Here is a 21,849-nt window from a genome sequence, read left to right on the forward strand (position 1 = left end):
TCAGTACCCTCCTTCCAGGGCTTCGCGCAGCTGGCGCCGGAACGGCTCGAGCTTGTGCGAATGCGGATGGAAGCCCAGCCCGACCCAATGGTCGCGTTCCTTGCCGTCGGCATCGAGCTGGATTTCGTGGCGGAACATTTCCTGGGTGCTGATCAGGTTGTCGCCGACCCCGGTGATTTCGGTGATCGAGACCAGCACGCGGCGGCCACTGCCCAGCCGCGAAATCTGCACGATGAAGTCGATGGCGCTGGCGATCTGCCGGCGCAGGCTGTCTTCGCTGCCCTGGAAGCCGGCAAAGCCGGCCAGCATCTCGATCCGGTACAGGCAGTCGCGCGGCGAGTTGGCGTGGATGGTGGCCATCGAACCGTCGTGGCCGGTGTTCATCGCCTGCAGCATTTCCAGCACTTCGGCGCCACGCACTTCGCCGACCACGATGCGGTCCGGGCGCATGCGCAGGCTGTTGCGCACCAGGTCGCGGATGCTGACCGCGCCGTTGCCGTCGGCACCGCCGATACGGCTTTCCAGGCGCACCACGTGCGGATGGTTGAGCGAGAGCTCGGCGGTGTCTTCCACCGTGATCACCCGCTCGTCGGGCGGGATGTAGCTGGCCAGCGCGTTGAGCAGGGAGGTCTTGCCCGAGCTGGTGCCGCCGGAGACCAGGATGTTGCAGCGGCCCAGCACCATCGCATGCAGCAGCGCCTGCATGGCCTGGTCGAAGGTACCCATGCGCAGCAGTTCGTCGGGGGTGAACGGGTCCTTGCGGAACTTGCGGATGGACACCATCGGGCCATCCACCGCCAGCGGGGAGATGATCGCGTTGAGGCGGCCGCCGTTGGGCAGCCGCGCATCCACCATCGGGTTGGACTCGTCCAGGCGCCGGCCCAGCGGGGCCAGGATGCGGCGCAGGATGCGCAGCAGGTGGCTGTCGTCGCTGAAACGCTGCGGGGCGCGCAGCAGCCGGCCACCCTGGGAGACGTGGATGTCCTTGTAGCCGTTGATCAGGATGTCTTCGATGGTGGGATCGTGCAGCAGGTCTTCGAGCGGGCCGAAACCGGTCAGCTCCTTGACCAGTGCCGCGGCGACCACCTCCATTTCCGCTTCGTTGATCGGAATGCGCCATTCCTGCACGAAGCTGGCGGTCTGGGTATGCACGTAGCGCACCACCGTGTCCGGGGCCCAGGCATCGATGTCGATGCGTTCGTCTTCGATGCTGTTGAGCAGGTGCTCGTGCGCGGCGACCAGTACCTTCTGGTACTCCTCGGACTGGGCGAACGGCGGGTGCGCGGGCTCGGCCGCATCGGCGTCGGCGCGTGCCGGCGGGGGAGCGAACGGGGTCACTTTGTCTTCCATTGCAGGCCACTCAGGCGGAGGGCGAGTTTTTCCCGCCAGCCGCGCGGCAGGGCCCCGGCCACCGCCGGGTCCAGTCGCGCCAGCAGCGGGGTCAGGGCACGCAGGTACGGGTCACGCGGGGCATCGTGCAGCAGCAGATGCCCGTGGTTGGCGCTGGCACGCAGGCGGTTGCAGTCGGGCAGGGTGGCCAGCAGCGGCAGCGCGAACCGCTGCGCGATCTGCGCCGGGGCCAGCCCGCCGGCTTCATCGTGGCGGTTGACCACCAGTTGCAGGCGGCCATCGCGGGCGCCGAGCGTGTCCAGTTGCTTGAGCATCAGATCCAGCGACACCAGGGTGCCGATGGCCTGGTCGGCGACCAGCCAGATGTCGTCGGCGCTGTTGAGCAGCGAGCGGGGGATCTGTCGCAGCGGCGCCCCGCCCAGGTCGCACAGCACGGTATCGAACACCCCGCGCAGGCGCTGCACCAGGACGGCCGGGTCGGCGATCGGGCCGGCCTCGCTGCCGGCCGGTTGGCCGAGCAGGGCCAGCCCGCCGGGATGGCGGGTCATCGCGGTGCGGGCCAGGGTGGCATCGATGCGGTTGGCGTTGCGCAGCGCATCGTCGTAATGGAACTGGCTGTCCAGGTTCAGATACAGCGCGACATCGCCGGCCGGCTGGCCCAGGTCGAGCAGCAGCAGGCTGTTGCTGTGCCGGGTGGGGTCGCTCTCCAGCGCGGTGGCTGCGGCCGGATGGCCAAGCTGCTGGGCCAGCACGCCGACGTGGGCGGCCAGGGTGCTGCTGCCGACCCCGGCCCGCGCGCCCAGCACCAGCACCAGCCGCGCCTTGTGCGGCGCCTCGGCCGGCACGGCGCGCACGCCGGCGGTACCGGCGGCGCGGCGCAGTACGGCGTCGATGTCGGCGGTGTTCGATTCCAGGTCGAGGATGTCGCGCAGGCCGGCGCGCACCGCCGCCACGATGCCGTCGACCTGGTCGCTGGCGGTGGAGCCCACCGCCACCAGCGGCAGCTCGGGCAGGCTGCGCTGCAGCTGCCGGCCCAGCTCGGCCGATGCGGTGGCCTGTTCGCGGCGGTAGTCGAGCAGCACGATGCAGGCCCCGGCGCGGCGATGGGCATCCAGCGCGGTTGGCGATGCGCTGTCTTCCCAGTGCAGCGGCGTGCCTACCGGCAGCTTGGCGGCCAGTGCCGCCAGCAGGCCGCAGTCGGGGGCCAGCAGCACCAGCGTCATCGGCGGTGCCATCGGTTGCAGCAGCTGGAGGGAGGCGGCGGACATGGGCGGCAGGTTCCTGGCATCGGGCTCAGCGCGAGAAGCCGGGCAACTGGTCGGAGCTGGCCGGGCTCAACAGCCACGCGCCCCACACCGGCTGGTTCGGCCTGGCCTCGCGCTCGCCGGGCAGGGCCACCTCGGTGCCCTTGGCCAGCGGCTGTACCAGCCGCGGGGTGACGATGATCACCAGTTCCTTTTCCTCGCGCTTGTAGCTCAGGCTGCGGAAGAACGCGCCGATGATCGGCAGGTCGCCGAGCAGCGGTATCTTGTCCACGCTGGAGCTGACCGTGTTGCTGACCAGCCCGCCGATCACGAAGGTTTCGCCGTCGCCCAGTTCCACCGTGGTGTCGGCGCGGCGGGTGGTGATCGAGGGCACCTGCACGCCGTTGTAGGTGATGCCGGCGGCGTAGTTGAGGTCGCTGGCTTCCGGGGCGACCTTCAGCGCGATGCGGTTGGGGCCCAGCACGGTGGGGGTGACGGTCAGGCCGATGCCGAACGGCTTGAAGGTCACTGTGGTGGTACCCAGCCCCTGCGGTTCCAGGATCGGCAGCTCGCCACCGGCCAGGAAGCTGGCGCTTTGCCCGGACAGCGCCACCAGGGTCGGTTCGGCCAGCACGCGGGCCATGCCGTTGCTCTGCAGCAGGTCGATGTTGGCATCCCAGCCGTGCGTCAGCGACTTGAACACCAGCCCGAACGCGGAGGACAGCGGGTTGGTGACCACGATACCGTCGGGCACGGTGCCGGTGCCCGAGTCGGTGGCCGGCAGCACGCCCGGCAGCGACGCACCCGGGCGGGTGATGCCGTAGTAGAAGCCGTTGCTGCCGTTGAAATTCTTGTTGGCAAAACTCATGCCGATCTGGCGCAGTACCGACTTGTTGAATTCCACCACCTTGACCTCGACCTGGACCACGCCGCCGCTGCCGATGGTGGACACATCGGCCAACTGGCCGTCCTCGCCCACCGCCAGGGCGGCGGCCTTGCGGCTCTGCTGGTGGTCGAGCAGGCTGGGCGCGCTGCCCTGCAGCAGGCCTTGCTGGCCCTGCAGGGTCAGCTGCAGGTCCGGGTTGTCCGGCAAGGCACCCTGCAGCGCGCTGCGTACCTGCACCTGCACGCGCTGTGGTTCGGCCTGCCCGCGCCGCCACAGCAGCAGGGTGGTGCTGCCGTTGGACTTGCCCACCAGCAGCGCCTGGCGTTGCCCGCGCAGCATCACCAGGTCGGCCACGCCCGGGTCGGCGATGGCCACCCGTTCCAGGTCGGCCGGCAGCGTCCACGGCCGCTGTTCGCGGGTCTGCAGGACCACGTCGGCGCTGGCCATGCCGGCCATTGGACAGCTGCCGAGCACGAGCAGCAGCGCCAGGCTGGGCAGCCAACGCGGGGCGGGGCGGTGCGCCGGGGCAGGGCGTGGCGTCATGTAGGGTCTCGGCATGGGCTCAGGGCGAGCCACTGGGGGAAGCGGCGTCGCCGCGGATGATCTCGATGCCGCGGTCCAGCCGCGGCGCTGCACGCGGCGCGCTGGACGGGTGGACGGTGGGCGCGCGCCGCGCCGCGCCGCGTCCGGCCAGGCCGTCGCTGTCGATGCCGGCATAGGCGGCGTTCTCCGGCGACTGCAGTGCCAGCCGCTGTTCCGGGCTGAGTTCGCCGCGCGCGCTGAGCACCGCCCCGGGTTGGGCGAACAGCGCCAGGTCCGGCCCGCCGACATCGGCCGGGTTGCGCAGGGCCAGGAACAGCTTGCCCTGCTGGGCGCCCAGCAGCAGCCGGTTGGCCTGCGCCACCGGTACCGCCAGCACCGCGCTGCGGATCGGGGTGTTGCCGTTGCTGGCGCCACTACTGCTGGAGGCGCCGCTGATGTCCTGTGCGCGGCTGTCGTTGCCGGCGCTGGCGGTGGCTACATTGGCTTGTCCAGGCGCGCTGTCGGCGGCGCCGTAGCTGAGCACGCGCAGCCGCGACAGCAGCAGGCGCGCCTGGGCCTGGCCGTCGGTGTGCAGCCCGGCCGGCGCCTGCAGGTTGAGGAACACATCCACATAGTCGCCGGGCAGGATGCGGTTGCCGGCGGCGACCAGTTCGTCCACCGGCAGCGCCAGCGCACGCTCGCCCGGATTCAGGCGCAACGCGTAGCCCTGGGCCATCAGGCTGCTGTCCAGCGCGGTGCCGGCGGCGATGTCGCGCACCGGCACCGCACCGGTGGCCGCGGCGATGCTGCCGTAGCCGCTGGTCGGCGCCTGCGGCGCGCTGCCGATGCGCAGGTCGGATGCGTCGATCGGGCGCCCGGCCGGCAGCGCGTTGGCCGCCTCCACCACCAGCCAGCTGCGCGGCTGCCCGGCCACCTGCGGCGACAGGGCGGCCACCTCGGGCGCGGCGCGCCGGCTGACCACGATGGCGATCACCGCCAGCAGCAGGGCCAGGGCGATCAGGGCCACGGCGGCGATGCGGGTCAGCTTGAGCATGCGGTGCCTCCGGCGGAAAAGGGTGCGGGCATTCAGGGCGTGCCCAGGTCGAGCTGGGCCACGGCGGTGCTGCGGATCGGTTCGCTCACCATCCAGCCGTACAGGCGGCCGGTGCCGGGCAGGAACGGTTTGCTGCCGTAGTCGTAGCTGACCGAGACCTGCATGCATTGCGCGCTGGCCAGCCCGGCACAGGGCGCCGGGGCGGACACCACGATCGGCGGTGCGCCGGCGTTGCTGCAGTCCGGGGTCTGCCCGGCGTAGTTGAGCAGCCACTGCATCGACCGGCGTGCGGCCAGGCAGGCCGCGGCGCGGCGGTCGCTGTTGCTGGCATAGCGCAGCGAGGCGCGCGCGCCCTCGGCCGAGGCCATCGACAGGGTCTGCTGCACGGCCATGATCATCACCCCGGTGTAGGTGAGCAGCAGCAGCGGCACCAGTCCGAGGATCAGCATCAAGGCGAATTCGAGGGTGACCACGCCGCGTTGCCGGCGCCGGCACGCACGCGCAGGGCGGACGGTCGGGTTCATGGCGCGTCTCCATAGTGCGCGTGCAGCACCACCAGCACCGTGGCCACCGCCATATAGGCCGCATAGGGAATGCCGACCCGGCCCTGGCGTGCGCCGTGCAGCTGGCGCGCACCGGGATGGGCGCGCCACTGTTGCTGGACGCGTTCGCTCAACCATTGCGCGCGCAGCGGCAACGCCGCGCGCAGGTGCGGTGCCAGCAGCAGGCACAGGGCATGGCCGCCGGCCAGCAGGCTGCTGATCAACCAGATAGGCAACAATGCCGGTGCGCCCAGCAGCAGGCCCAGCACCGCGAAATACTTCACATCGCCGGCGCCCATCCAGCCCAGCAGGTAGAACGGCAGCAGCGCGGCCAGGCCCAGCGCCATGCCGGCCAGATGGCTGCCGGGAAAACCGCGCTCACCCATCGCCCAGGCCGCCGCCAATGCGATCAGGGCGACCACTGCGGTGCACAGCAGCCACCGGTTGGACACGCGCCGCGCATACAGGTCGCTGATGGCGACCTGCACGCTCAACAGCATGGCCAGTAGGGGCAGCAATGACATGCGGGCTCCTCCATGAAGGGGCACCGGCCCGGTGGGCGCAGGGCAAAGCGTTGCCATTGCCGCAGGCCGTCAGGCCTGCGGGAATACCGCATCGTTGTCCTGTGCCGGCGTGCCGGCCGCTGGATGGACTAGGTGGTGGCGCTGGTGGCGACGGCCTTGAGCTTGTCGAACAGCGTGCCGAACATGTCTTCCAGCGCGGGCTTGGCCACTACGATCAGCACCCCGGCGATGACCGCGGCGAGCAGGCCATATTCCAGCGCGGTGACGCCATCTTCTTCGGCAACGAACTTGCGGATTGAAGCGTTCATGACGGACTTCTCCTTGTTCCAGGTCAATCGATCAACTACCTGCGGGAGGATGGCCGGATCCGGTTCCACCGGGGCCTTCCAACGACCCGGGCTCCTGCCCAGGGCGCGGCCGGACTACAGCCGCTGGTCCGGCCGGTCGCTACCGGGCTGGACGTTGCGCGGACAGAAGGTGGCGGGCAGGGTCGTTGTGCGCGGGCCGGGCACCGGCGCAGCTGCGCTCGGTGCACGGAGCGGCGTGGAATCGTCGAGCCTTGTCATTGCATCCCCCTGTTGAACCAACCCGGCTCCGCCATGGAGTGCCGGGTATGCGATTGCCAAAATAGTCGGGCAATCCAAGTAAACCTAATGCACCAAATCGGCATGCCGGCCTGGAAATTTATCTTCGGTGCCGGTGCCGCGTTTTTCGTGCGGGTTTGACTTCCATTTAATGTTTATAAAGTGAAGGCGGTGTGTTTATTGTGTGATGGCGTTGTGATGGCGGTTTTTTGACGCGCTTTGGCCGGGTTTTCAATGGCTTTGTTGGTAGTTTAGGAGGCGTTGCGGCATATGCGGTTTCACGTATTGACCTCTGCCCAGTTCAGGCATACTGGCGAAAAATGCGCATCGAATATCCGGCACTGCCGCTGATGCGCCGCAGAAGATAAAGGGACATTCTTTCCGTCGTGGCACTGGCGGTGCGCGCACGGGTTTATCGCGGTTGGCATGCATGAAGCAGGGATGGGGTGCGGTGCGGTCATGATCGCGCCGGCGGCCGGGCCAAAGGGGGCGTCACTATCATGGTTGATGGTGCAGTGGATGGCAGTGGCGACAGCGCGCTCAGGTCGTTCGACCTGGCCACGCTCAGCGGCGTGCTGCGCGTGTGCGACATGGAGGTGGTGCTGCTCGACGGCAATGGCCCGCGTGCGGCAGTGCATTCGCAGGTACACGACGAGGCGTTGTTCTGCACGGCCGAGTGCGGCTTCCACTTCCGTGGACGTTTCATGCTGCCGCAGGACTGGTGCCTGCTTGGTTTCATCCACGCCACCGATGCCGCGCGCAGCTGGTGCCACGGTATTCCACTGAGCGCCGGCATGGCCCTGACCGTGCTGCCCGAAGGCATCAGTGAGTTCACCCTGAGCGCCGGTACCCGGCTGAGTCTGCTGCTGGCACCGATGCAGCGCGTGCAGCGCAAACTGACCGAATTGAGCCTGCGCAATACCTTGCCGTCCGGGCAGGCCCTGTCGTTGTTCAGCCCCGGCGGAGGGCTGGGACCGGCGCCCCTGCAGCAGCGGTATGCGCAGCTGCACCAGCAGCTGGGCCAGGGCAGCGGATTGGCCGGCGACGCGGTGGAGTCGCTGCTGCACGAACACGTACAGGCGCTGCTGGCAGCCGGCAACGAAGACCGGCCCGGCAACAGCCGCGCGCGCCGCACCCATTACCTGATCGCCCAGCGTGCCGAGAATTTCATGCGGCTCAATCTGCGCCGTTATATCTACATGCACGAAATCTGCGATGCGGCCGGCGTCAGCGAACGCGCCTTGCGCTATGCGTTCGAGGACCTGTTCGGCACCTCGCCGAACCGCTACCTGTCGATGCTGCGCCTGTGCGCGGCCTGCCGTGGCCTGTCGATGGCCGATTCCAGCCGCAAGTCGGTCAAGGCCGTTGCGTTGAGCTGCGGGCTGTGGGACCTGTCCCGTTTTGCCGACAACTACCGCCGTGTCTTCGGTGAGCTGCCACGCGACACGCTGATGCGCGCCCCGGCCCAGATCGGCAGCCCGGCCTGAGTTAGATGGCTCTGGCGATTGCTGTCATGCCAAGGATCGGCTCCCTTCGTTGCGGCATCGCGATGTCCGAGCCGTGCCCGGGCTTACCGCTCTTTCTGTGCGCACCGGCAACGTGTGAAGGGTTGGCACGGGTGGGTTGGCGGGACTGTCGAAAACATGGATGTTTTCGCCAAGCCCCCACGGACGGGTTCACGGCGTGTCCCGCCAACCCGCCCGTGCCAACCCAGCGCAGCGCAGGCACGGATTCGCTGCTTTTGATCTGCGGCCGGCCCTCAAGCAGAACTGCTGAAGGACAAGAAACGCCGCCCCATGCACGTTTCCGGCAATCTGCCGGAATTGCGCATGCCGCTGCCGGTTATCCCCGTTGTCTTGCCGGAACGCACGCTGGCGCTGCCGGAATGAAGTGCCCCGCCGCTGACGTGGCCGCTGTAATGACCTCCAAGTGCCAACAGGCATGGATGTCGCAGCCCACAACGTCACACGGGGGAATACCTGATGAACCGCATCTTCCGACTGGTCTGGAGTCACCGGCTCAACGCGCTGGTGGTGGTCTCCGAAATTTCCACTTCCCGCGGCAGCCTCGCCGCAGGCCCGACCGTGGTGCATCTGCGCGTACCACTGTCGGCGTTGTCGCTGGGCCTGTCGATGGTGCTGTGCGCCGGCACGGCCTGGGCAGGTGAAAACCAGACCATGACCGACCTGGAGGCGCTGACCGCCAAGTACGCGCCACTGCCGGTCAAGATCGACGCCGAGGCCGCCCTGGCGGCGGTGGCGCACAGCCGCAACAGCGCCCCGGCGCTGAGTGCGCAGGCCAATATCGATCTCAACCTGGGCCTGGGCGCGCGCGCGGTCGGCGTCGCACCCGCAGCGCCACAGCAAGTGGCGGTGCCGGGCACGGCCACGGTCGGCCTGCAGGTAGAAGTCGCAGGCAAGCCGCTGGCGCTCAACGCCGGCGTGACTGCCGTCGCCACGCCGCAGGCCAGGCTCGGCGCAACCGTCGTCGCGAAGGCCAAAGCCGGCCCGACGGTGGCGGTGCAAGCCAAGGCCGCGGCCACCACCACGCTGGTCCGCCCCGCGGCGGCTGCGCTGGCGGCCAAGGCCGATGTCGGCGTCGATGGCGCACTGGCCAAGCTCGATGCCACCGCCGAGGCCGATGCCAGCGTCGCGCTGGGCAGCGGCGAGACCGTTACCGACGGCGTCGATGACGCGGTCAACGCAACCCTGGCCAGCGGCGTGGCCGGCGGAGTCAAGGTCGATGCGCTGGGCCATCTGGTCGATGCGGCCGACCGTAATCCCAAGCTGGTCGATGCCGGTGCGGCGGTGATGCAGACCACCTCGCTGGGCATCGCGCCCAGCGCCAGCGGCGGCCTGCTGGGCGGGGTCGGCGACCTGCTCAACGGGGTCGGCAGCAAGGTGGGCAATATCGTGGGCGGGCTCTTCCCGGCGCCGACCGTGCAGCCGACCGCGATTCCGCCGGGCAGCCCCAAGGCACCGGCACCGGCCGACCCCGACGCCGGCCTGATCATCGGCACCGGCGGCCTGGTCGGCTCGCTGTCCACCCTGGTCGGGCCGACCGCGCAGGGCCTGCTCGGCGGCGACGGCTATGTGCGCAACGGCAACCTGGCGGTGAGCAGCGCCAACGTCATGCAGACCTATTCGGTGACCAATGTGCTGGGCATTCCGCTGGTCAACCTGACCCCGGTCGGCACCCTGCTCAACGGGTTGGACGGGGCGGTCACCGGGGGCAGCTCGCATTTGACCCTGATCGGCGGAGTGACCTCGGACAGCTACATCTACAACATCAACAACGGCGACCCCAACGGCCTGCTCGGCCTGGTGCTGCCCGACCAGGCGCCGGGCTGGTCGAACCAGTGCGTGGACCTGCTGGTGGCCAGCGTCGATTGCTGGGCGGTCAATGCCGCGCAGGACTACCAGGTGCTGGTCGGCGACGGTGCCTATGCCAACGGCTCCAAGGAAGTGGTGATCGGCGCCAACGCGCGCCATGAGCTGCCGCTGCAGGATGCCAACCTGGCCTTCCCCGGCGCCGGCCTGAACGACCCCACCGATCCCACCGGCGTGCCCACGGCCGACTATGCCGCGCGCATGGGCCATTCGGTGGTGGTCGGCGACAGCGCCCGCGGCACCGCCAATGGCCAGGTGCTGCTGGGTGCCGAGGCGACCTCGGACAAGGCCAACAGCGTGGCGGTGGGCTACCGCACGGTGGCCAACCGCGGCGCTCAGGCCAGCTACAGCGCCTTCGGCCTGAACACCGCGCAGGTGTCGGCCGGTGAAGTGTCGGTGGGCTTTGTCGGCGGCGAACGCCAGCTCACCAACGTGGCCGCCGGCAGCGCGTCCACCGATGCGGTCAATGTCGCCCAGCTGCAGGGGGCGATCGGCCAGATCGACGCGCTGGACGGTTTTGCGGTGACCTACGACGACGACGGCGCCGGCGGTGCCAACTACCGCCGCATCACCCTGGGCGCCGGTACCGGCACTAGCACCATCGCCAACCTGGCCAACGGCGCCATCGGCGCCACCAGCACCGAGGCGGTCAACGGCGCGCAGCTGTTCTCCACCAACCAGGCCATCACCGAGTACTTCGGCGGGCTCACCGCGTTCGACCCGACCACCGGGGCATGGACCGCGCCGAGCTTTGCGATCAGCACCATCTCCACCGACGGGACGATCGCCCCGGGCGTGTACGACAACGCCACCGACGCGTTCTCGGCGGTGGACGGTTCGCTGGTCAACCTCAATACGCAGATCACCGACATCCGCAACGGCGCGGGCAGCCGCTACCTGAAGATCAACTCCACCGGCGCCGATGCGGCCGCCGCTGGCGTGGACAGCATCGCCGTCGGTACCGGGGCCAGTGCCACCGCCGACAACGCGGTCGCGGTCGGCGCCGGGGCGGTGGCAGATCGTGCCGGTACGGTGTCGGTGGGTGCGGCGGGCAGCGAACGCCAGGTGGTCAATGTGGCTGCCGGTACCCTGGCCACCGACGCGGTCAACCTTGGCCAGCTGCAGGCCTCGGCCGACGGCGCGCTGCGCTACGATGAAAACCCCGATGGCAGCGTCAACTACGCCAGCGCCACGCTGGGCGACGGCGCCGGCCCCACCGCGCTGCGCAACCTGGCCGCCGGCAGCGTCGGCGCGCTGAGCACCGAGGCGATCAACGGCGCCCAGCTGTTCAACGCCAGCCAGGCCGTGGCCACCCACCTGGGCGGTGGCGCGACGGTAGATGCCAACGGCCTGGTGACCGCGCCCACCTACACCATCAACGCGGTATCCAGCACCGGCCAGGTCACCCCGGGCAGCTATGACGATGTGGGCACCGCTTTCGATGCGGTCAGCCAGTCGCTGGCCAACGTGGCCGACCAGACCGATACGGTGGACAGGCTGGCGGTGAAGTACGACGTGGACGGCAGCGGTAATGCCACCAACCAGATCAGCCTGGCCGGCGACGGCAGCGGCACGGCGGTGGGGATCGGCAACCTGGCCGACGGCAGCGTGCTGGCCGGCAGCCGCGATGCGGTCACCGGCAACCAGCTGTTCCAGACCAACAATGCCCTGGTCGGCTACTTCGGTGGCACCACCAGCTTCGACCCGGCCACCAATCTCTGGACCGCGCCGACCTTCAGCATCTCCTCGATCGCCACCGACGGCAGCGTGCTCGGCAACACCTATGGCAACGTCACCGCAGCCTTCGCCGCAGTGGATTCCTCGCTGACCAACCTCAACACCCGCATCGACCAGATCCAGCCGGGCGCGGGCAGCCCGTTCGTGCAGGTCAATTCGGCCAAGGCCGCGGCCAGCGCCACCGGTGCCAACAGCATCGCGATCGGCCCGGTGGCCTCGGCCAGCGGCAGCGGCAGCACCGCGATCGGCGATGGGGCCACCGCCAGTGCCGACAACAGCGTGGCGCTGGGCAGCGGTTCGGTCGCCAGCGTGGGCGCGCAGGCCGGCTACACCGGTGCCTTCGGCGCGGCCGGGGCCAGCAACTCGGCAGGCGAAGTGGCGGTGGGCAGCACCGGTGGCGAGCGCAAGGTCACCCACGTGGCCGATGGTTCGGACCGCTACGACGCGGTCAACGTCGGCCAGCTGCAGAACGGGGTCAGCTACGCCATCGATCAGTCCAAGGCCTATACCGATACCCAGATCAACAACATCAACAACGGCACCTCGGGGATGTTCCAGGTCAACGACAGCAACAACCTGGCCGCACCGGCGGCTACCGGGGCCAACTCGGCGGCCGGCGGGGTCGGGTCGAGCGCGGCCGGTGCCGACAGCACCGCGCTGGGCAACGGGGCCAGCGCCCAGGGCAACAATACGGTGGCGCTGGGCGCCGGCTCGGTGGCCAGCCGCGACAATACGGTGTCGGTCGGCAGCGCCGGGGCAGAGCGCCAGATCACCCACGTCGGCGATGGCAGCGCGGCCACCGATGCGGTCAACGTGCGCCAGCTGCAGGCCTCGCAGCAGGGCACCATCCGCTACGACAACAATATCAACGGCACCACCAACCTCAACAGCGTCACCCTGGGTAGTTCCAGCACCGGCCCCACCAGGGTCCGTAATGTCGCCGCTGGCACCGCGGGCACCGACGCGGTCAACGTGGACCAGCTGCGCGCCGGCATGAACCAGACCCTGGACTGGTCCAAGGCGTATACCGACGAACGCTTCGATTCGTTCGACCGCAACCTGCGCCGTACCGACGACCGCGCCTCGGCCGGGGTGGCCGCGGCGATGGCGGTGGCCGGGCTGCCGCAGCCCTACGAGGCCGGGCGCAGCATGGCCGCCATCGCGGCCGGCAGCTACAACGGCGAGTCGGGGGTGGCGGTGGGCATCTCCGGGGTATCCGACGGCGGCCGCTGGATCTACAAGGTGGCCGGCACCACCAACAGCCGCGGCGAGGGCGGGGTTTCGGTCGGCGCCGGGATCCAGTGGTAGGCCACTTTCGTTGAACCTGCTCTGTTGACCGTTCCCGCTGCCGGCACTGTCTGGCAGCGGGGATTCCAGCGCGTATCCGCGCCCAAGGGGGAATCCATGTACGCATCCATCCATACCGACCACACACCACTGCTGCGCTCGCTGTCGCTGGGCCTGGCGGTGCTGCTGATCAGTGCCTGCGCCAGCGGCGGCAAGCACAAGGACAACGCGCCGGCCGGCGCGGGCGAGGGCACCGACACCACCGCGGTCCATTTTCCCGATCCCGCCCGCGCCACGTTGAAGGAAGGGCTGTTCGTCAACGTCGACAACCTGCGCCTGTTCGCCCGTGGCATGAGCAAGCGCCAGCTGTATACCGTACTGGGCACACCGCATTTCAGTGAAGGCATGTGGGGCGTGCGCGAGTGGAACTACCTGTTCAATTTCCGCAGCAGCCCGGGCGGGGACTACTTCACCTGCCAGTTCCAGGTGCAGTTCGATGGCAAGGGCATCGCCCAGGCCGGTTACTGGAAGCCACAGGCATGCGCAGCAGTGCTGCAGCCGCCGGCACCGGCGGCGGTGCCATCGCCGCCGGCACCGATGCCGAGCGAGCCGCTACGGTTGTCGGCCGATGCCTTGTTCGCCTTCGACAGCGCCACCTTGACCGAGGACGGGCGGCGCAGCGTGGCCGGGTTGCTGCAGCAGGTACGCGCTGCCAGCCAGGTGCAGACCATCCAGGTGCGCGGCTATACCGACCGCATCGGCAGCGACGACTACAACCTGGCGCTGTCGCAACGCCGCGCGCAGGCGGTACGCGATGCGCTGGTGCGCGGCGGCGTGCCGCCGACAGCGATCATGGCCGAAGGCCGTGGCAAGGCCGATCCGCTGGTGCAATGCGAGCAGGCCGGGCGCCAGGCGCTGATCGCCTGCCTGGCACCGAACCGCCGCGTTGAAATCGCCGGCGTGGCGCAGCCGCGCTGAGGCCGGCTGCTACCGCCCACCCGCCGCGCTTCCCCTCCGCTGTGACCTTGGCCGATGCAGCTCTCCCCGCATCGGCCCAGGCGATGTTTTGACCTGGTTCGTCGGTCACGCGTGATGTCTCCCCCGTCATCGCATTGGGGCGGCGGGCCAGGTCATCTTGTTTGCGTGCGATCAGCGCTCGGGGCACCAACGCCTGGTCCTTGCCGGCCTGGCGGGTAGTGTCGGGTCAGCGGCTCATGCCGGGCCGCGTTCGCTGGTGATGGTGGCGCCCTCGCGCATGACCAGGGTTACCGGGGTCTTCTCCACCACCTCCAGCAGGCGTTGCCACTGCGCATCGGTGAGCGCGCCGCTGGCATGCAGCACCCGGTGCACCACCAGCTTGCCGACCGCATCGCGGCTCGAGCTCAGTTCGGCACGAAACTGGCCCAGCTCCCAGCCCTTTTTTTCCGCGTACATGCGCAGGGTGATCGCGGTACAGGCCGACAGTGAGGCCAGGTACAGATCGAACGGGGCCAGCCCGGCGCCTTGCCCGCCCAGCGTGGCCGGCTCATCGGCGATCACCGCATGCGCACCGCTGCGGATCTGGTGGCGGTAGTTGGGGCCTTCGGAAACGATCTGGACCTGTGCCATGGGAGGATGCCTGCGCGGTGTCGGAGGCAGCCAGCATCGCATGCCATGGGTACCTGCGCCGCTGCGGTGCGCAGGCTTCGGGCGCTGGATGCGCGCGCGGCGCAACGCCGGCGCAGGTACCCGGTCGGCCATCGACGGGGATCGGGCAACTGCGTTGGGGGCAGGCAGGCCGCTCGGGTATGCTTGGCCGGGCAGTGCGGGGAAGGTGCTGCCGGGATCGCCCCTACTGCCGGCGCGTGCACCTGCGCGCGCGGCGCGCCGCCACCTGCCGAAGGATGATCGATGGCCATCGCCCTGATTGCCTTGCTGCTGCTGGAGATGATGGTCCAGTTCGCCTGGACGCCGGCCTACTATGGTTGGGGCATCGCGCTGTTCAAGCAGCGCATCGCCACTCCGGCGGCGGCGCGGGTGCGGCTGTCGCCGGGCAGCCTGGAACGCGACATGGCCGTGGACACCCGGCTGCCGCTGGTATTCCACGCCATGCCCGATGGCCGCATCGCCTTCCGTGAAAGTTTCGCGGTGCGCTTCTACCCGGTGATGCGCGGCCGGATCGAGGTCGATGCCCGGCGCCGCGAAGTGCGGGTGCTGGGGCTGTGCAACTGGAACACGCTGGCCATCACCCTGACCATGCCGTTCATGATTGCGCTGCGCCCCAGTGCGGCGCCGATGCTGTTGATGCTGGTGATGTTCCTGGTCTGCTTCCTGGTCCAGCGCAAGCGGTTCCTGGGCGTGGTGGAGGCGGTGCGCGCGCAGCTGGGCGATGACAGCGCCGGGTTGGCCACGCTGGAAGAACGCGTGCGCCTGCAGCGGGCGCGTTGAGACAGTGTTCCACTTGACTCTGTGAGGTGACGGTATGCGGGTGTTGATACGATCCATCGCGATGGTGGCGGTGCTTGGCCTGCTCTGCAGCATGGCCCATGCCACAACGTCGTTGTCGTTCCATGGTGGCGGCTACAGCCTGTACATGGAGATCGGGTACGATCAGCGGCCTGAAATCGCCAGCATCACCGTGCACAGGCCCGGTGACCGCCAAGGTGTCGTGCTGCGCGGCAATTACCAGGTGAAGGCCTTCGACACCGCGGGCAGAAAGATGGAGGTGGTCTACGCCGGCGCCGATCCGCGGGTCGAGCCGTTTACGCTGGTGGTGGACGATGAGGCGGCAACATTGACCATCGCCGGAGCCCGGCGCGAATCAGGGTTCAGCTGGCTCATGTAACCGGTGGCGGCGCGGTCGGGTGCGTCGGCATCACAGGTTGCATCACATACCGGTGGCAGGATGGGGCGGGTCGATCCCCCTTTCTCGAGGAGCCTGCCATGGAATCGTCCGTTGTTTCGTCCCGGCCATGGGCCATCCATCCGTTCCACGCGGCCGTGCTCGGCGGCGTGCTGCCGCTGTTCCTGGGCGCCCTGCTGGCCGACTACGCCTACTGGAGCAGTTACGAAATCCAGTGGAGCAACTTCGCGGCCTGGCTGCTGGTCGGGGCGATGGTGATGACCAGCATCGCGCTGCTGTTGGCCATTGTCGGCCGGCTGCGCGGCAGCGCCGGCACCGTCTACCTGGTGGCGCTGATCGCGACCTGGGTGGTGGGTTTTGTCAACGCACTGCACCACGCCCGCGACGCGTGGGCGATCATGCCCGGTGCGCTGCTGCTGTCGGCGCTGGTCAGCGTGCTGGCCCTGGTGGCCACCTGGATCGGTTTTTCCAGCCTGCGCGCCGGAGGTGCACGATGAAACGCCAAACGATCACGCTGTTGTCCGTCTCGGTGCTGGCCGCGGCCCTGGCCGCCTGCAGCCCGGCCGCGCCGCCGCTCGAGCAGTACGGTGCCGACCCCCAGCTGCCCACGCCGAACCGCGGGGTGATGCCGGACATGACCATCGCCAAGCCGACCGCCTGGGGCGATCGGGTGCCCAGTGTGCCCAAGGGCTACCGGATCGCGGCGATCGCCACCGGGCTGGCCATTCCACGCCAGACCCTGGTGCTGCCCAACGGCGACATCCTGGTGGCCGAAGGGCGTGGCGGCAGCGCGCCCAACCTCAAGCCCAAGGATGTGATCGCCGGCCGGATCAAGTCCAAGGGCAACACCGCCGTCAAGGGCGGCAACCGCCTGACCCTGTTGCGCGACGCCGACGGCGATGGCGTGTACGAGTTCAGGACGGTGTTTGCCGACGGCCTCAACGCGCCCTACGGCCTGGCCCTGGTCGGCAACGCCTTGTATGTGGCCAACCAGGATGCGCTGGTCCGCTTCGACTACCAGGACGGGCAGACCCGGGCCGGCGGCGCGCCGGTCAAGCTCACCGACCTGCCGGCGGCGATCAACCACCACTGGACCAAGTCGCTGGCCGCCAGTGCCGACGGGCGTTACCTGTATGTCGGCATCGGTTCCAACAGCAACATCACCGAACGCGGCATGGCCGTAGAAATCGACCGCGCCCAGGTCTGGCAGATCGACGCGGCCAGCGGCGCGCACAAGGTATTCGCCACCGGCCTGCGCAATCCCACCGCACTGGCGATCCAGCCCGGCACCGGCACACTGTGGGCGGTGGTCAACGAGCGCGACGAGATCGGCCCGAACCTGGTGCCGGACTATCTGACCTCGGTGCGTGAGGGCGCCTTCTACGGCTGGCCGTACAGCTACTGGGGCAAGCACGTGGATACGCGGGTGATGCCGCAGAACCCGGCCAAGGTGGCCAGCGCGATCGCCCCGGACTACGCGCTGGGCTCGCACGTGGCTGCGCTGGGCGTGGCGTTTTCATCGCCGGCGATGGGCGCGGCGTTCGCCGATGGGGTGTTCGTCGGCGAACACGGCAGCTGGAACCGCAATCCGCCGGTGGGCTACAAGGTGGTGTTCGTCCCGTTCCGCGACGGCCGCCCGGCCGGCGATCCGATCGATGTGGTGACCGGTTTCCATGGCGAGGATGGCCTGACCCGCGGCCGTCCGGTCGGGGTCACGCTCGACCCGCGCGGTGCGCTGATCGTGGCCGATGACCTGGCCAATACGATCTGGCGGGTGACCCCGGTGGCGGCAACCGCACCGCCGCCATGAACCGACGGCAGGCCGGCAGCGGATGCCGGCCTGCACTGCTCAATTGGCCTGGCCCAACCGCTGCTTCAATTGCGCGATCTCGATATCGCTCACGCCGATCGCCTTCAGGTACCCTTCGGCACCACCGTACTGCCGGTGCAGTGCGGCTAGGAACATCTGCATGTCCTGCGGTGCGGTGCCGGCCATGCCGGCCAGCTTCCTGCCGATCTCCGGGTTCTGTTTGATCAACGCCATGATCTGCGCGTTCATCGCGCTGTCCTTGGGCTGGTCCTGCAGGTAGTGCGCGGAAATGGCGTAGTTGTGCACGATCTCGGCCTGCGGCACGCCGGCCAGGTCCAGCAGCAGGCCGGCGATTACGCCGGTGCGGTCCTTGCCGGCGGTGCAGTGGAACAGCACCGTGCCGTCGCGCTCGGCGGCGATGCGCTGGAATACTTGCCTGAACTGCGGTTGATTGTGCTCCATCCACTGCACATAGGCTTCGCCCAGGCTGGCGGGGAAGCTGGTCATCATCTTCTGCAGGTCCATCTTCTCGGTGCCCATCAGCGAAATGCGCTGGTAGGCAAAGCGCGCATCGTCGGCCAGCAGGTCCGGCGACTGCGCCTGCTCATCGGCGGTACGCAGGTCGAGGTCCAGGGTGACGCCGGCCGCCGCCAGGGTGTCACGGTCGGCGGCGGTCAGCCGCCCCAGGTCGGCGGTGCGCACGAAGGCGTTGGCCGGGATCGGCCCGCGCGCGCCCTGCAGGCCGGCGAAGCTGCGCACGTTCCATGCGCCCTGCAGCGGCAGCACGCGCTGTGCGTCGGCGGCCAGCGGCTGTACGTTGGCGGTCGCGGTGGAATGGGCCGGTTCGGCCGTGACCGCCTGGCCATTATCGGCCAGGGCGCTGCCGGCCAGCAGCGGCAGGCTCAGTGCCAGGGAAAGCGCGAACGCGAGCGGGGTGTGTCGGGTAGGCATCGGAATCTCCAGGGGTCAGAAGTGGACGCTCAGGTCCAGGCCATAGGTGCGCGGATCGTTGAAGATGCCGGTCTGGCCCAGTGCGGCGCTGTTGAGCTTGTAGAACAGGTGTTGTTCGTCCAGCAGGTTGCGCGCCCACAGCGACACGGCCATGGTGGTGCCGGTCGCGTTCAGCGGCACGTCGATCAGCGCCACGCGCGCATTGACCACCAACGAGCTGTCGGTGAGCATCTGGTCGTATTCGCTGGTGTAGAACCCATCGGACCAGTTGCCGTCCAGGTGGAATTTCAGCGCCGAGAAATTGGCGAACGGCACCAGGTAATCCAGCGACAGGCTGCCGGCGTTCTTCGGCGCCAGCAGCGGCTTGACGGTGACCTCCACGCCGGCGCCGAACGGGTCGACCGCAGTCTGCGCATCGATCCGGGTGTAGGCGTAGTTCAGCCCCACGGTCAAGTTGTCTACCGGCATCACGCTGAACTCCAGCTCGGCACCGCGCGAACTGCCCTTGTTTAGGGCATTGGTGGTGACCATGGTGGTGCGGGTGACACCGCTGTTGGGGTCGAACGGCAGCGAGAAGTCGATCTGCTTGTGCTCGATGGTCGCATCGAACAGCGCCAGGTTGAGCCGTGCGCGGTTGTCCCAGAACTGCGACTTGAAGCCCAGCTCGAACGCGGTCACTTCCTCCGGCGCAAACGCGGTGTAGGTGGTGGAGCGCGAGTTGGCGCCGCCAGCCTTGAAGCCGGTGCTGTACTTGGCGTACACCATCGCCGCATCGGTCAGGTCGTAGGCGATGTTGAACATGGGGTCGAAGCGGCCCCAGGCATCATCGAAGGCCAGGGCGGTGGGCGCGCCGTTGACGATGGACAGGCTGCCTTTCTTCTCATCGCGGGTGTAGCGGCCACCGGCGGTCAGGTGCAGCCGTTCGATCGACGCCGGCGTCCAGGTGGCCTGGCCGAACAGGCCCAGGCTGTCGGTCCAGGCCTTGCTGGCGCGGTCGATGCGCACGTTGGCCAGGTTCAGCGGGTTGGTGGCCGGGTTCAGCCCATAGCTGTTGCCGCCCGGGCCCCACTGCAGCATGTTCGGAGTCTGCGCGTTGTCGCCGGCGGTTTCGTGGTAGTAGAACGCGCCGGCCAGGAACTGCACCTGCGTGGTGTTGCCGACCAGCTGGAATTCCTGACTGTACTGGTGCTGGTAGACCTGGGCCAGGCTGTAGCGGCCGAAGGCGCTGTTGGGGCCGGTATAGGCGGAAATCGCATCGACCAGGCCCATGTCGAACTGGCCCTGGGTCAGTTCGCGGTAGGAGCTGATCGATTTCAGTTCCAGGTTGTCGCCCAGCGTCCAGCCCAGGTTGAGCAGGTGGCCGCTGGTACGGCCGATGTTGTCTTCCTGCGGGCCGCCCAGGATCGACGCATCGCGCCGGTCCTGGCTGGCGCCGGCCTTCTGCAACGGGCTCAACGCCGGGCCTGCCACCAGTACCTGGGTATGGTAGGGCGTGCTCGCATCGTAGGAACGGTCGAAGGCGTACAGCGCCGAGAACGTATCGCTGGGCTGCCACAGCGCGCTCACCCGCGCGCCACGCTTGTCGTAGCGGTTGAAATCGCGCTCGCCGCGCATCGGGTTGTCGGTGGTGCCGCCGCGCGTGGCCTGCACCGCATCGATCTTGACGCTGACATCGCCAACCTTGGGCAGGTCCAGGTGCAGGCCGCTGTTGTAGCCGCTGTAGTTGGACACCCCGGCGCTGACACTGCCGCCGAATTCGCCGGTGGGCGCCTTGGTGACGATGCTGATCGCGCCGCCTTCGGTGTTGCGGCCGAACAGGGTGCCCTGCGGGCCCTTCAGCACCTCGATGCGCTCCACGTCGTAGAGCATGCTGCCCAGGCCCTGCGCGCGGCCCATGAACACGCCATCCACATACACGCCCACGCCGGCATCGCGCGCAGGCTGGTTGGCATCGCCGGAGGCGCCGATGCCGCGGATGCCGATGTTCAGGGCCGAGCTGCGGGTGGCGAACGGGGTGACCCGCAGCGACGGAATCGAGCCGTCGGACAGGCTGCCCAGCGAGATCGCGCTGCGGTCCTTCAAGGCCTCGGCATCCACCACCGACACCGAGATCGGGGTGTCCTGCAGGTTGGTGGCGCGCTTCTGCGCGGTGACCACCACCTGGTCCAGCGCGACCACGTCGCGGGCGGCGCTGTCGGCGGTATCGGCCGCCTCGTTGGCGGCGGCAAGGCCGGGCAGGGCGGTGGCGACGGCAAGGGCGAGCAGATGGCGGTGCAGCAGGGCGTAGCGCATCGGAGTCGTTCACGGCAGGGAGGGGGCCGGCGCAGTCTGGGTGCGTGAAATGACAGGTGAATGACCGTTCATTCATGCGCGGCCGTGGCGTACCATTTCCCCACACTGGATGCCCGATACGACATGCAATGACGCCCAACCCTCTCTCCGCACTCCCGGCCGATGACGCCGCCGCCGCCCGGGCCGAGACCCAGCGCCAACGCATCCTGGATGCCGCGCAGCGCTGCTTCATCACCCGCGGGTTCCACGCCGGCTCGATCAGTGAGATCGCCGCCGAGGCGGACATCAGCCAGGGATTGATGTATCGCTATTTCGAGAACAAGCGGGCACTGATCCTGGCGCTGATCGAACGCCAGCTCGCCCACGACCAGGCCTCGATCGGCCACATGCCGGCCTCGTCGGATCTGGTTGAAGGCCTGCTGCGCTGCTACCAGCAATGGGCGCGCGGGGAGACCCTGGATACCCATGGCAATGCCATCGCCAACGTGGCGCTGTATGCGGAAATCACCGCCGAAGCCCAGCGCGATCCGGTGGTGGCGCAGGTATTGCGCCGGCACGACCGGCAGACCAGCGCGGCGATCACTGCATGGCTGCGCCAGCACGACGTCGCCCGCGGACGCGTCGCCGACGAGGCCGACCTGGCCCGGCGCACGCTGTTGATGCGTCTGCTGGTGGAAGGCCTGGCAATGCGCGCGGTACGCGATCCCGATCTGGCCGCCGATACCGTGCGCCAACTGTTGGCCTCGACCATCGCCACGGTGCTGGCCGAGCAGCCGTGCACCACAGCGAACGCTTGCTGATGGTGCCGCCGGGTTTCTGGAACGCGACGGGCAAG

At 68.8% G+C, this 21,849-nt stretch carries 18 protein-coding genes; 8 read left to right on the forward strand and 10 right to left on the reverse strand.

Annotated elements, in window-relative coordinates:
* The 7 genes from IC535_RS06780 to IC535_RS06810 all read right to left on the reverse strand — a co-directional run bounded on the left by IC535_RS06780 (position 1) and on the right by IC535_RS06810 (position 6,430).
* Positions 1 to 1,350: a CpaF family protein gene (locus tag IC535_RS06780; protein WP_228885514.1), complete on the reverse strand. Its 1,350-nt coding sequence runs from the start codon at positions 1,348 to 1,350 to the stop codon at positions 1 to 3.
* On the reverse strand, positions 1,335 to 2,618 hold the full coding sequence (locus IC535_RS06785; protein ID WP_228885515.1) for an AAA family ATPase: 1,284 nt from the start codon (positions 2,616 to 2,618) through the stop codon (positions 1,335 to 1,337). Before IC535_RS06785 ends, IC535_RS06780 begins: the two co-directional genes overlap by 16 nt.
* Before the next feature lie 25 nt (positions 2,619 to 2,643).
* Positions 2,644 to 4,023, reverse strand: coding sequence for a type II and III secretion system protein family protein (locus IC535_RS06790; protein WP_228885516.1), 1,380 nt, complete (start codon positions 4,021 to 4,023; stop codon positions 2,644 to 2,646).
* A gap of 19 nt (positions 4,024 to 4,042) precedes the next feature.
* Positions 4,043 to 5,056, reverse strand: coding sequence for a Flp pilus assembly protein CpaB (cpaB, locus tag IC535_RS06795; protein ID WP_228885517.1), 1,014 nt, complete (start codon positions 5,054 to 5,056; stop codon positions 4,043 to 4,045).
* 32 nt (positions 5,057 to 5,088) lie between these two features.
* Entirely contained in the window at positions 5,089 to 5,580 is a 492-nt protein-coding gene (locus IC535_RS06800; RefSeq protein WP_228885518.1) for a pilus assembly protein, read from the reverse strand.
* Complete coding sequence (locus IC535_RS06805) at positions 5,577 to 6,122, reverse strand: A24 family peptidase (protein WP_228885519.1); 546 nt, start codon at positions 6,120 to 6,122, stop codon at positions 5,577 to 5,579. Before IC535_RS06805 ends, IC535_RS06800 begins: the two co-directional genes overlap by 4 nt.
* Before the next feature lie 128 nt (positions 6,123 to 6,250).
* Positions 6,251 to 6,430, reverse strand: a complete 180-nt coding sequence (locus tag IC535_RS06810) for a Flp family type IVb pilin (protein WP_228885520.1) — start codon at positions 6,428 to 6,430, stop codon at positions 6,251 to 6,253.
* Between the two features lie 776 nt (positions 6,431 to 7,206).
* On the opposite strand from IC535_RS06810, the gene IC535_RS06815 reads away from it, so the two are divergent.
* From IC535_RS06815 to IC535_RS06825, 3 genes are all read left to right on the forward strand, one after another.
* The gene (locus IC535_RS06815) at positions 7,207 to 8,193 is read left to right on the forward strand and encodes an AraC family transcriptional regulator (protein ID WP_228885522.1); all 987 of its coding nucleotides are present in this window, start codon (positions 7,207 to 7,209) and stop codon (positions 8,191 to 8,193) included.
* 495 nt (positions 8,194 to 8,688) lie between these two features.
* Complete coding sequence (locus IC535_RS06820; RefSeq protein WP_228885523.1) at positions 8,689 to 13,140, forward strand: YadA-like family protein; 4,452 nt, start codon at positions 8,689 to 8,691, stop codon at positions 13,138 to 13,140.
* Positions 13,141 to 13,236: 96 nt separating this feature from the next.
* The gene (locus tag IC535_RS06825) at positions 13,237 to 14,097 is read left to right on the forward strand and encodes an OmpA family protein (RefSeq protein ID WP_228885524.1); all 861 of its coding nucleotides are present in this window, start codon (positions 13,237 to 13,239) and stop codon (positions 14,095 to 14,097) included.
* 234 nt (positions 14,098 to 14,331) lie between these two features.
* On the opposite strand, the gene IC535_RS06830 is transcribed toward IC535_RS06825, so the two are convergent.
* Positions 14,332 to 14,727 (reverse strand): OsmC family protein, encoded by a 396-nt coding sequence (locus tag IC535_RS06830; protein WP_228885525.1) that lies wholly within the window; start codon positions 14,725 to 14,727, stop codon positions 14,332 to 14,334.
* Between the two features lie 282 nt (positions 14,728 to 15,009).
* Here IC535_RS06830 and IC535_RS06835 point away from each other — a divergent pair, with 282 nt between their 5' ends.
* The 4 genes from IC535_RS06835 (at position 15,010) to IC535_RS06850 (ending at position 17,771) form a co-directional block, all read left to right on the forward strand.
* Positions 15,010 to 15,546 carry a hypothetical protein gene (locus IC535_RS06835; RefSeq protein ID WP_228885526.1) on the forward strand — a complete coding sequence of 179 codons (537 nt, stop codon included), beginning with the start codon at positions 15,010 to 15,012 and terminating at the stop codon, positions 15,544 to 15,546.
* 34 nt (positions 15,547 to 15,580) lie between these two features.
* Positions 15,581 to 15,943 (forward strand): hypothetical protein, encoded by a 363-nt coding sequence (locus IC535_RS06840; RefSeq protein WP_228885527.1) that lies wholly within the window; start codon positions 15,581 to 15,583, stop codon positions 15,941 to 15,943.
* A 98-nt stretch (positions 15,944 to 16,041) separates the two neighbouring features.
* Complete coding sequence (locus tag IC535_RS06845; RefSeq protein ID WP_228885528.1) at positions 16,042 to 16,458, forward strand: DUF2231 domain-containing protein; 417 nt, start codon at positions 16,042 to 16,044, stop codon at positions 16,456 to 16,458.
* Positions 16,455 to 17,771 carry a PQQ-dependent sugar dehydrogenase gene (locus tag IC535_RS06850; protein WP_228885529.1) on the forward strand — a complete coding sequence of 439 codons (1,317 nt, stop codon included), beginning with the start codon at positions 16,455 to 16,457 and terminating at the stop codon, positions 17,769 to 17,771. Before IC535_RS06845 ends, IC535_RS06850 begins: the two co-directional genes overlap by 4 nt.
* A 39-nt stretch (positions 17,772 to 17,810) precedes the next feature.
* Here IC535_RS06850 and IC535_RS06855 read toward each other — a convergent pair whose 3' ends face one another.
* Both IC535_RS06855 and IC535_RS06860 read right to left on the reverse strand, forming a co-directional pair.
* A complete protein-coding gene (locus IC535_RS06855; RefSeq protein WP_228885530.1) occupies positions 17,811 to 18,722 on the reverse strand; it encodes a tyrosine-protein phosphatase in 912 nt (303 codons plus the stop codon).
* A 15-nt stretch (positions 18,723 to 18,737) separates the two neighbouring features.
* Positions 18,738 to 21,014, reverse strand: coding sequence for a TonB-dependent receptor (locus IC535_RS06860; protein ID WP_228885531.1), 2,277 nt, complete (start codon positions 21,012 to 21,014; stop codon positions 18,738 to 18,740).
* 128 nt (positions 21,015 to 21,142) lie between these two features.
* On the opposite strand from IC535_RS06860, the gene IC535_RS06865 reads away from it, so the two are divergent.
* The gene (locus IC535_RS06865) at positions 21,143 to 21,814 is read left to right on the forward strand and encodes a TetR/AcrR family transcriptional regulator (protein WP_228885532.1); all 672 of its coding nucleotides are present in this window, start codon (positions 21,143 to 21,145) and stop codon (positions 21,812 to 21,814) included.
* The last annotated feature ends 35 nt before the right edge of the window (positions 21,815 to 21,849 follow it).

The sequence above is a fragment of the Stenotrophomonas rhizophila genome (assembly GCF_020857975.1).
Classification (GTDB): Bacteria; Pseudomonadota; Gammaproteobacteria; order Xanthomonadales; family Xanthomonadaceae; genus Stenotrophomonas; species Stenotrophomonas rhizophila_C.

Bases quoted from the DNA above. Each gene is read 5' to 3' on its own strand.
- IC535_RS06830 (WP_228885525.1), bottom strand. From the start codon at position 14,727: ATGGCACAGGTCCAGATCGTTTCCGAAGGCCCCAACTACCGCCACCAG.
- IC535_RS06865 (WP_228885532.1), top strand. From the start codon at position 21,143: ATGACGCCCAACCCTCTCTCCGCACTCCCGGCCGATGACGCCGCCGCC.
- IC535_RS06840 (WP_228885527.1), top strand. From the start codon at position 15,581: ATGCGGGTGTTGATACGATCCATCGCGATGGTGGCGGTGCTTGGCCTG.
- IC535_RS06845 (WP_228885528.1), top strand. From the start codon at position 16,042: ATGGAATCGTCCGTTGTTTCGTCCCGGCCATGGGCCATCCATCCGTTC.
- IC535_RS06850 (WP_228885529.1), top strand. From the start codon at position 16,455: ATGAAACGCCAAACGATCACGCTGTTGTCCGTCTCGGTGCTGGCCGCG.
- IC535_RS06810 (WP_228885520.1), bottom strand. From the start codon at position 6,430: ATGAACGCTTCAATCCGCAAGTTCGTTGCCGAAGAAGATGGCGTCACC.
- IC535_RS06805 (WP_228885519.1), bottom strand. From the start codon at position 6,122: ATGTCATTGCTGCCCCTACTGGCCATGCTGTTGAGCGTGCAGGTCGCC.
- IC535_RS06825 (WP_228885524.1), top strand. From the start codon at position 13,237: ATGTACGCATCCATCCATACCGACCACACACCACTGCTGCGCTCGCTG.
- IC535_RS06780 (WP_228885514.1), bottom strand. From the start codon at position 1,350: ATGGAAGACAAAGTGACCCCGTTCGCTCCCCCGCCGGCACGCGCCGAC.
- IC535_RS06835 (WP_228885526.1), top strand. From the start codon at position 15,010: ATGGCCATCGCCCTGATTGCCTTGCTGCTGCTGGAGATGATGGTCCAG.
- IC535_RS06790 (WP_228885516.1), bottom strand. From the start codon at position 4,023: ATGACGCCACGCCCTGCCCCGGCGCACCGCCCCGCCCCGCGTTGGCTG.
- IC535_RS06820 (WP_228885523.1), top strand. From the start codon at position 8,689: ATGAACCGCATCTTCCGACTGGTCTGGAGTCACCGGCTCAACGCGCTG.
- IC535_RS06800 (WP_228885518.1), bottom strand. From the start codon at position 5,580: ATGAACCCGACCGTCCGCCCTGCGCGTGCGTGCCGGCGCCGGCAACGC.
- IC535_RS06785 (WP_228885515.1), bottom strand. From the start codon at position 2,618: ATGTCCGCCGCCTCCCTCCAGCTGCTGCAACCGATGGCACCGCCGATG.
- cpaB (WP_228885517.1), bottom strand. From the start codon at position 5,056: ATGCTCAAGCTGACCCGCATCGCCGCCGTGGCCCTGATCGCCCTGGCC.
- IC535_RS06860 (WP_228885531.1), bottom strand. From the start codon at position 21,014: ATGCGCTACGCCCTGCTGCACCGCCATCTGCTCGCCCTTGCCGTCGCC.
- IC535_RS06815 (WP_228885522.1), top strand. From the start codon at position 7,207: ATGGTTGATGGTGCAGTGGATGGCAGTGGCGACAGCGCGCTCAGGTCG.
- IC535_RS06855 (WP_228885530.1), bottom strand. From the start codon at position 18,722: ATGCCTACCCGACACACCCCGCTCGCGTTCGCGCTTTCCCTGGCACTG.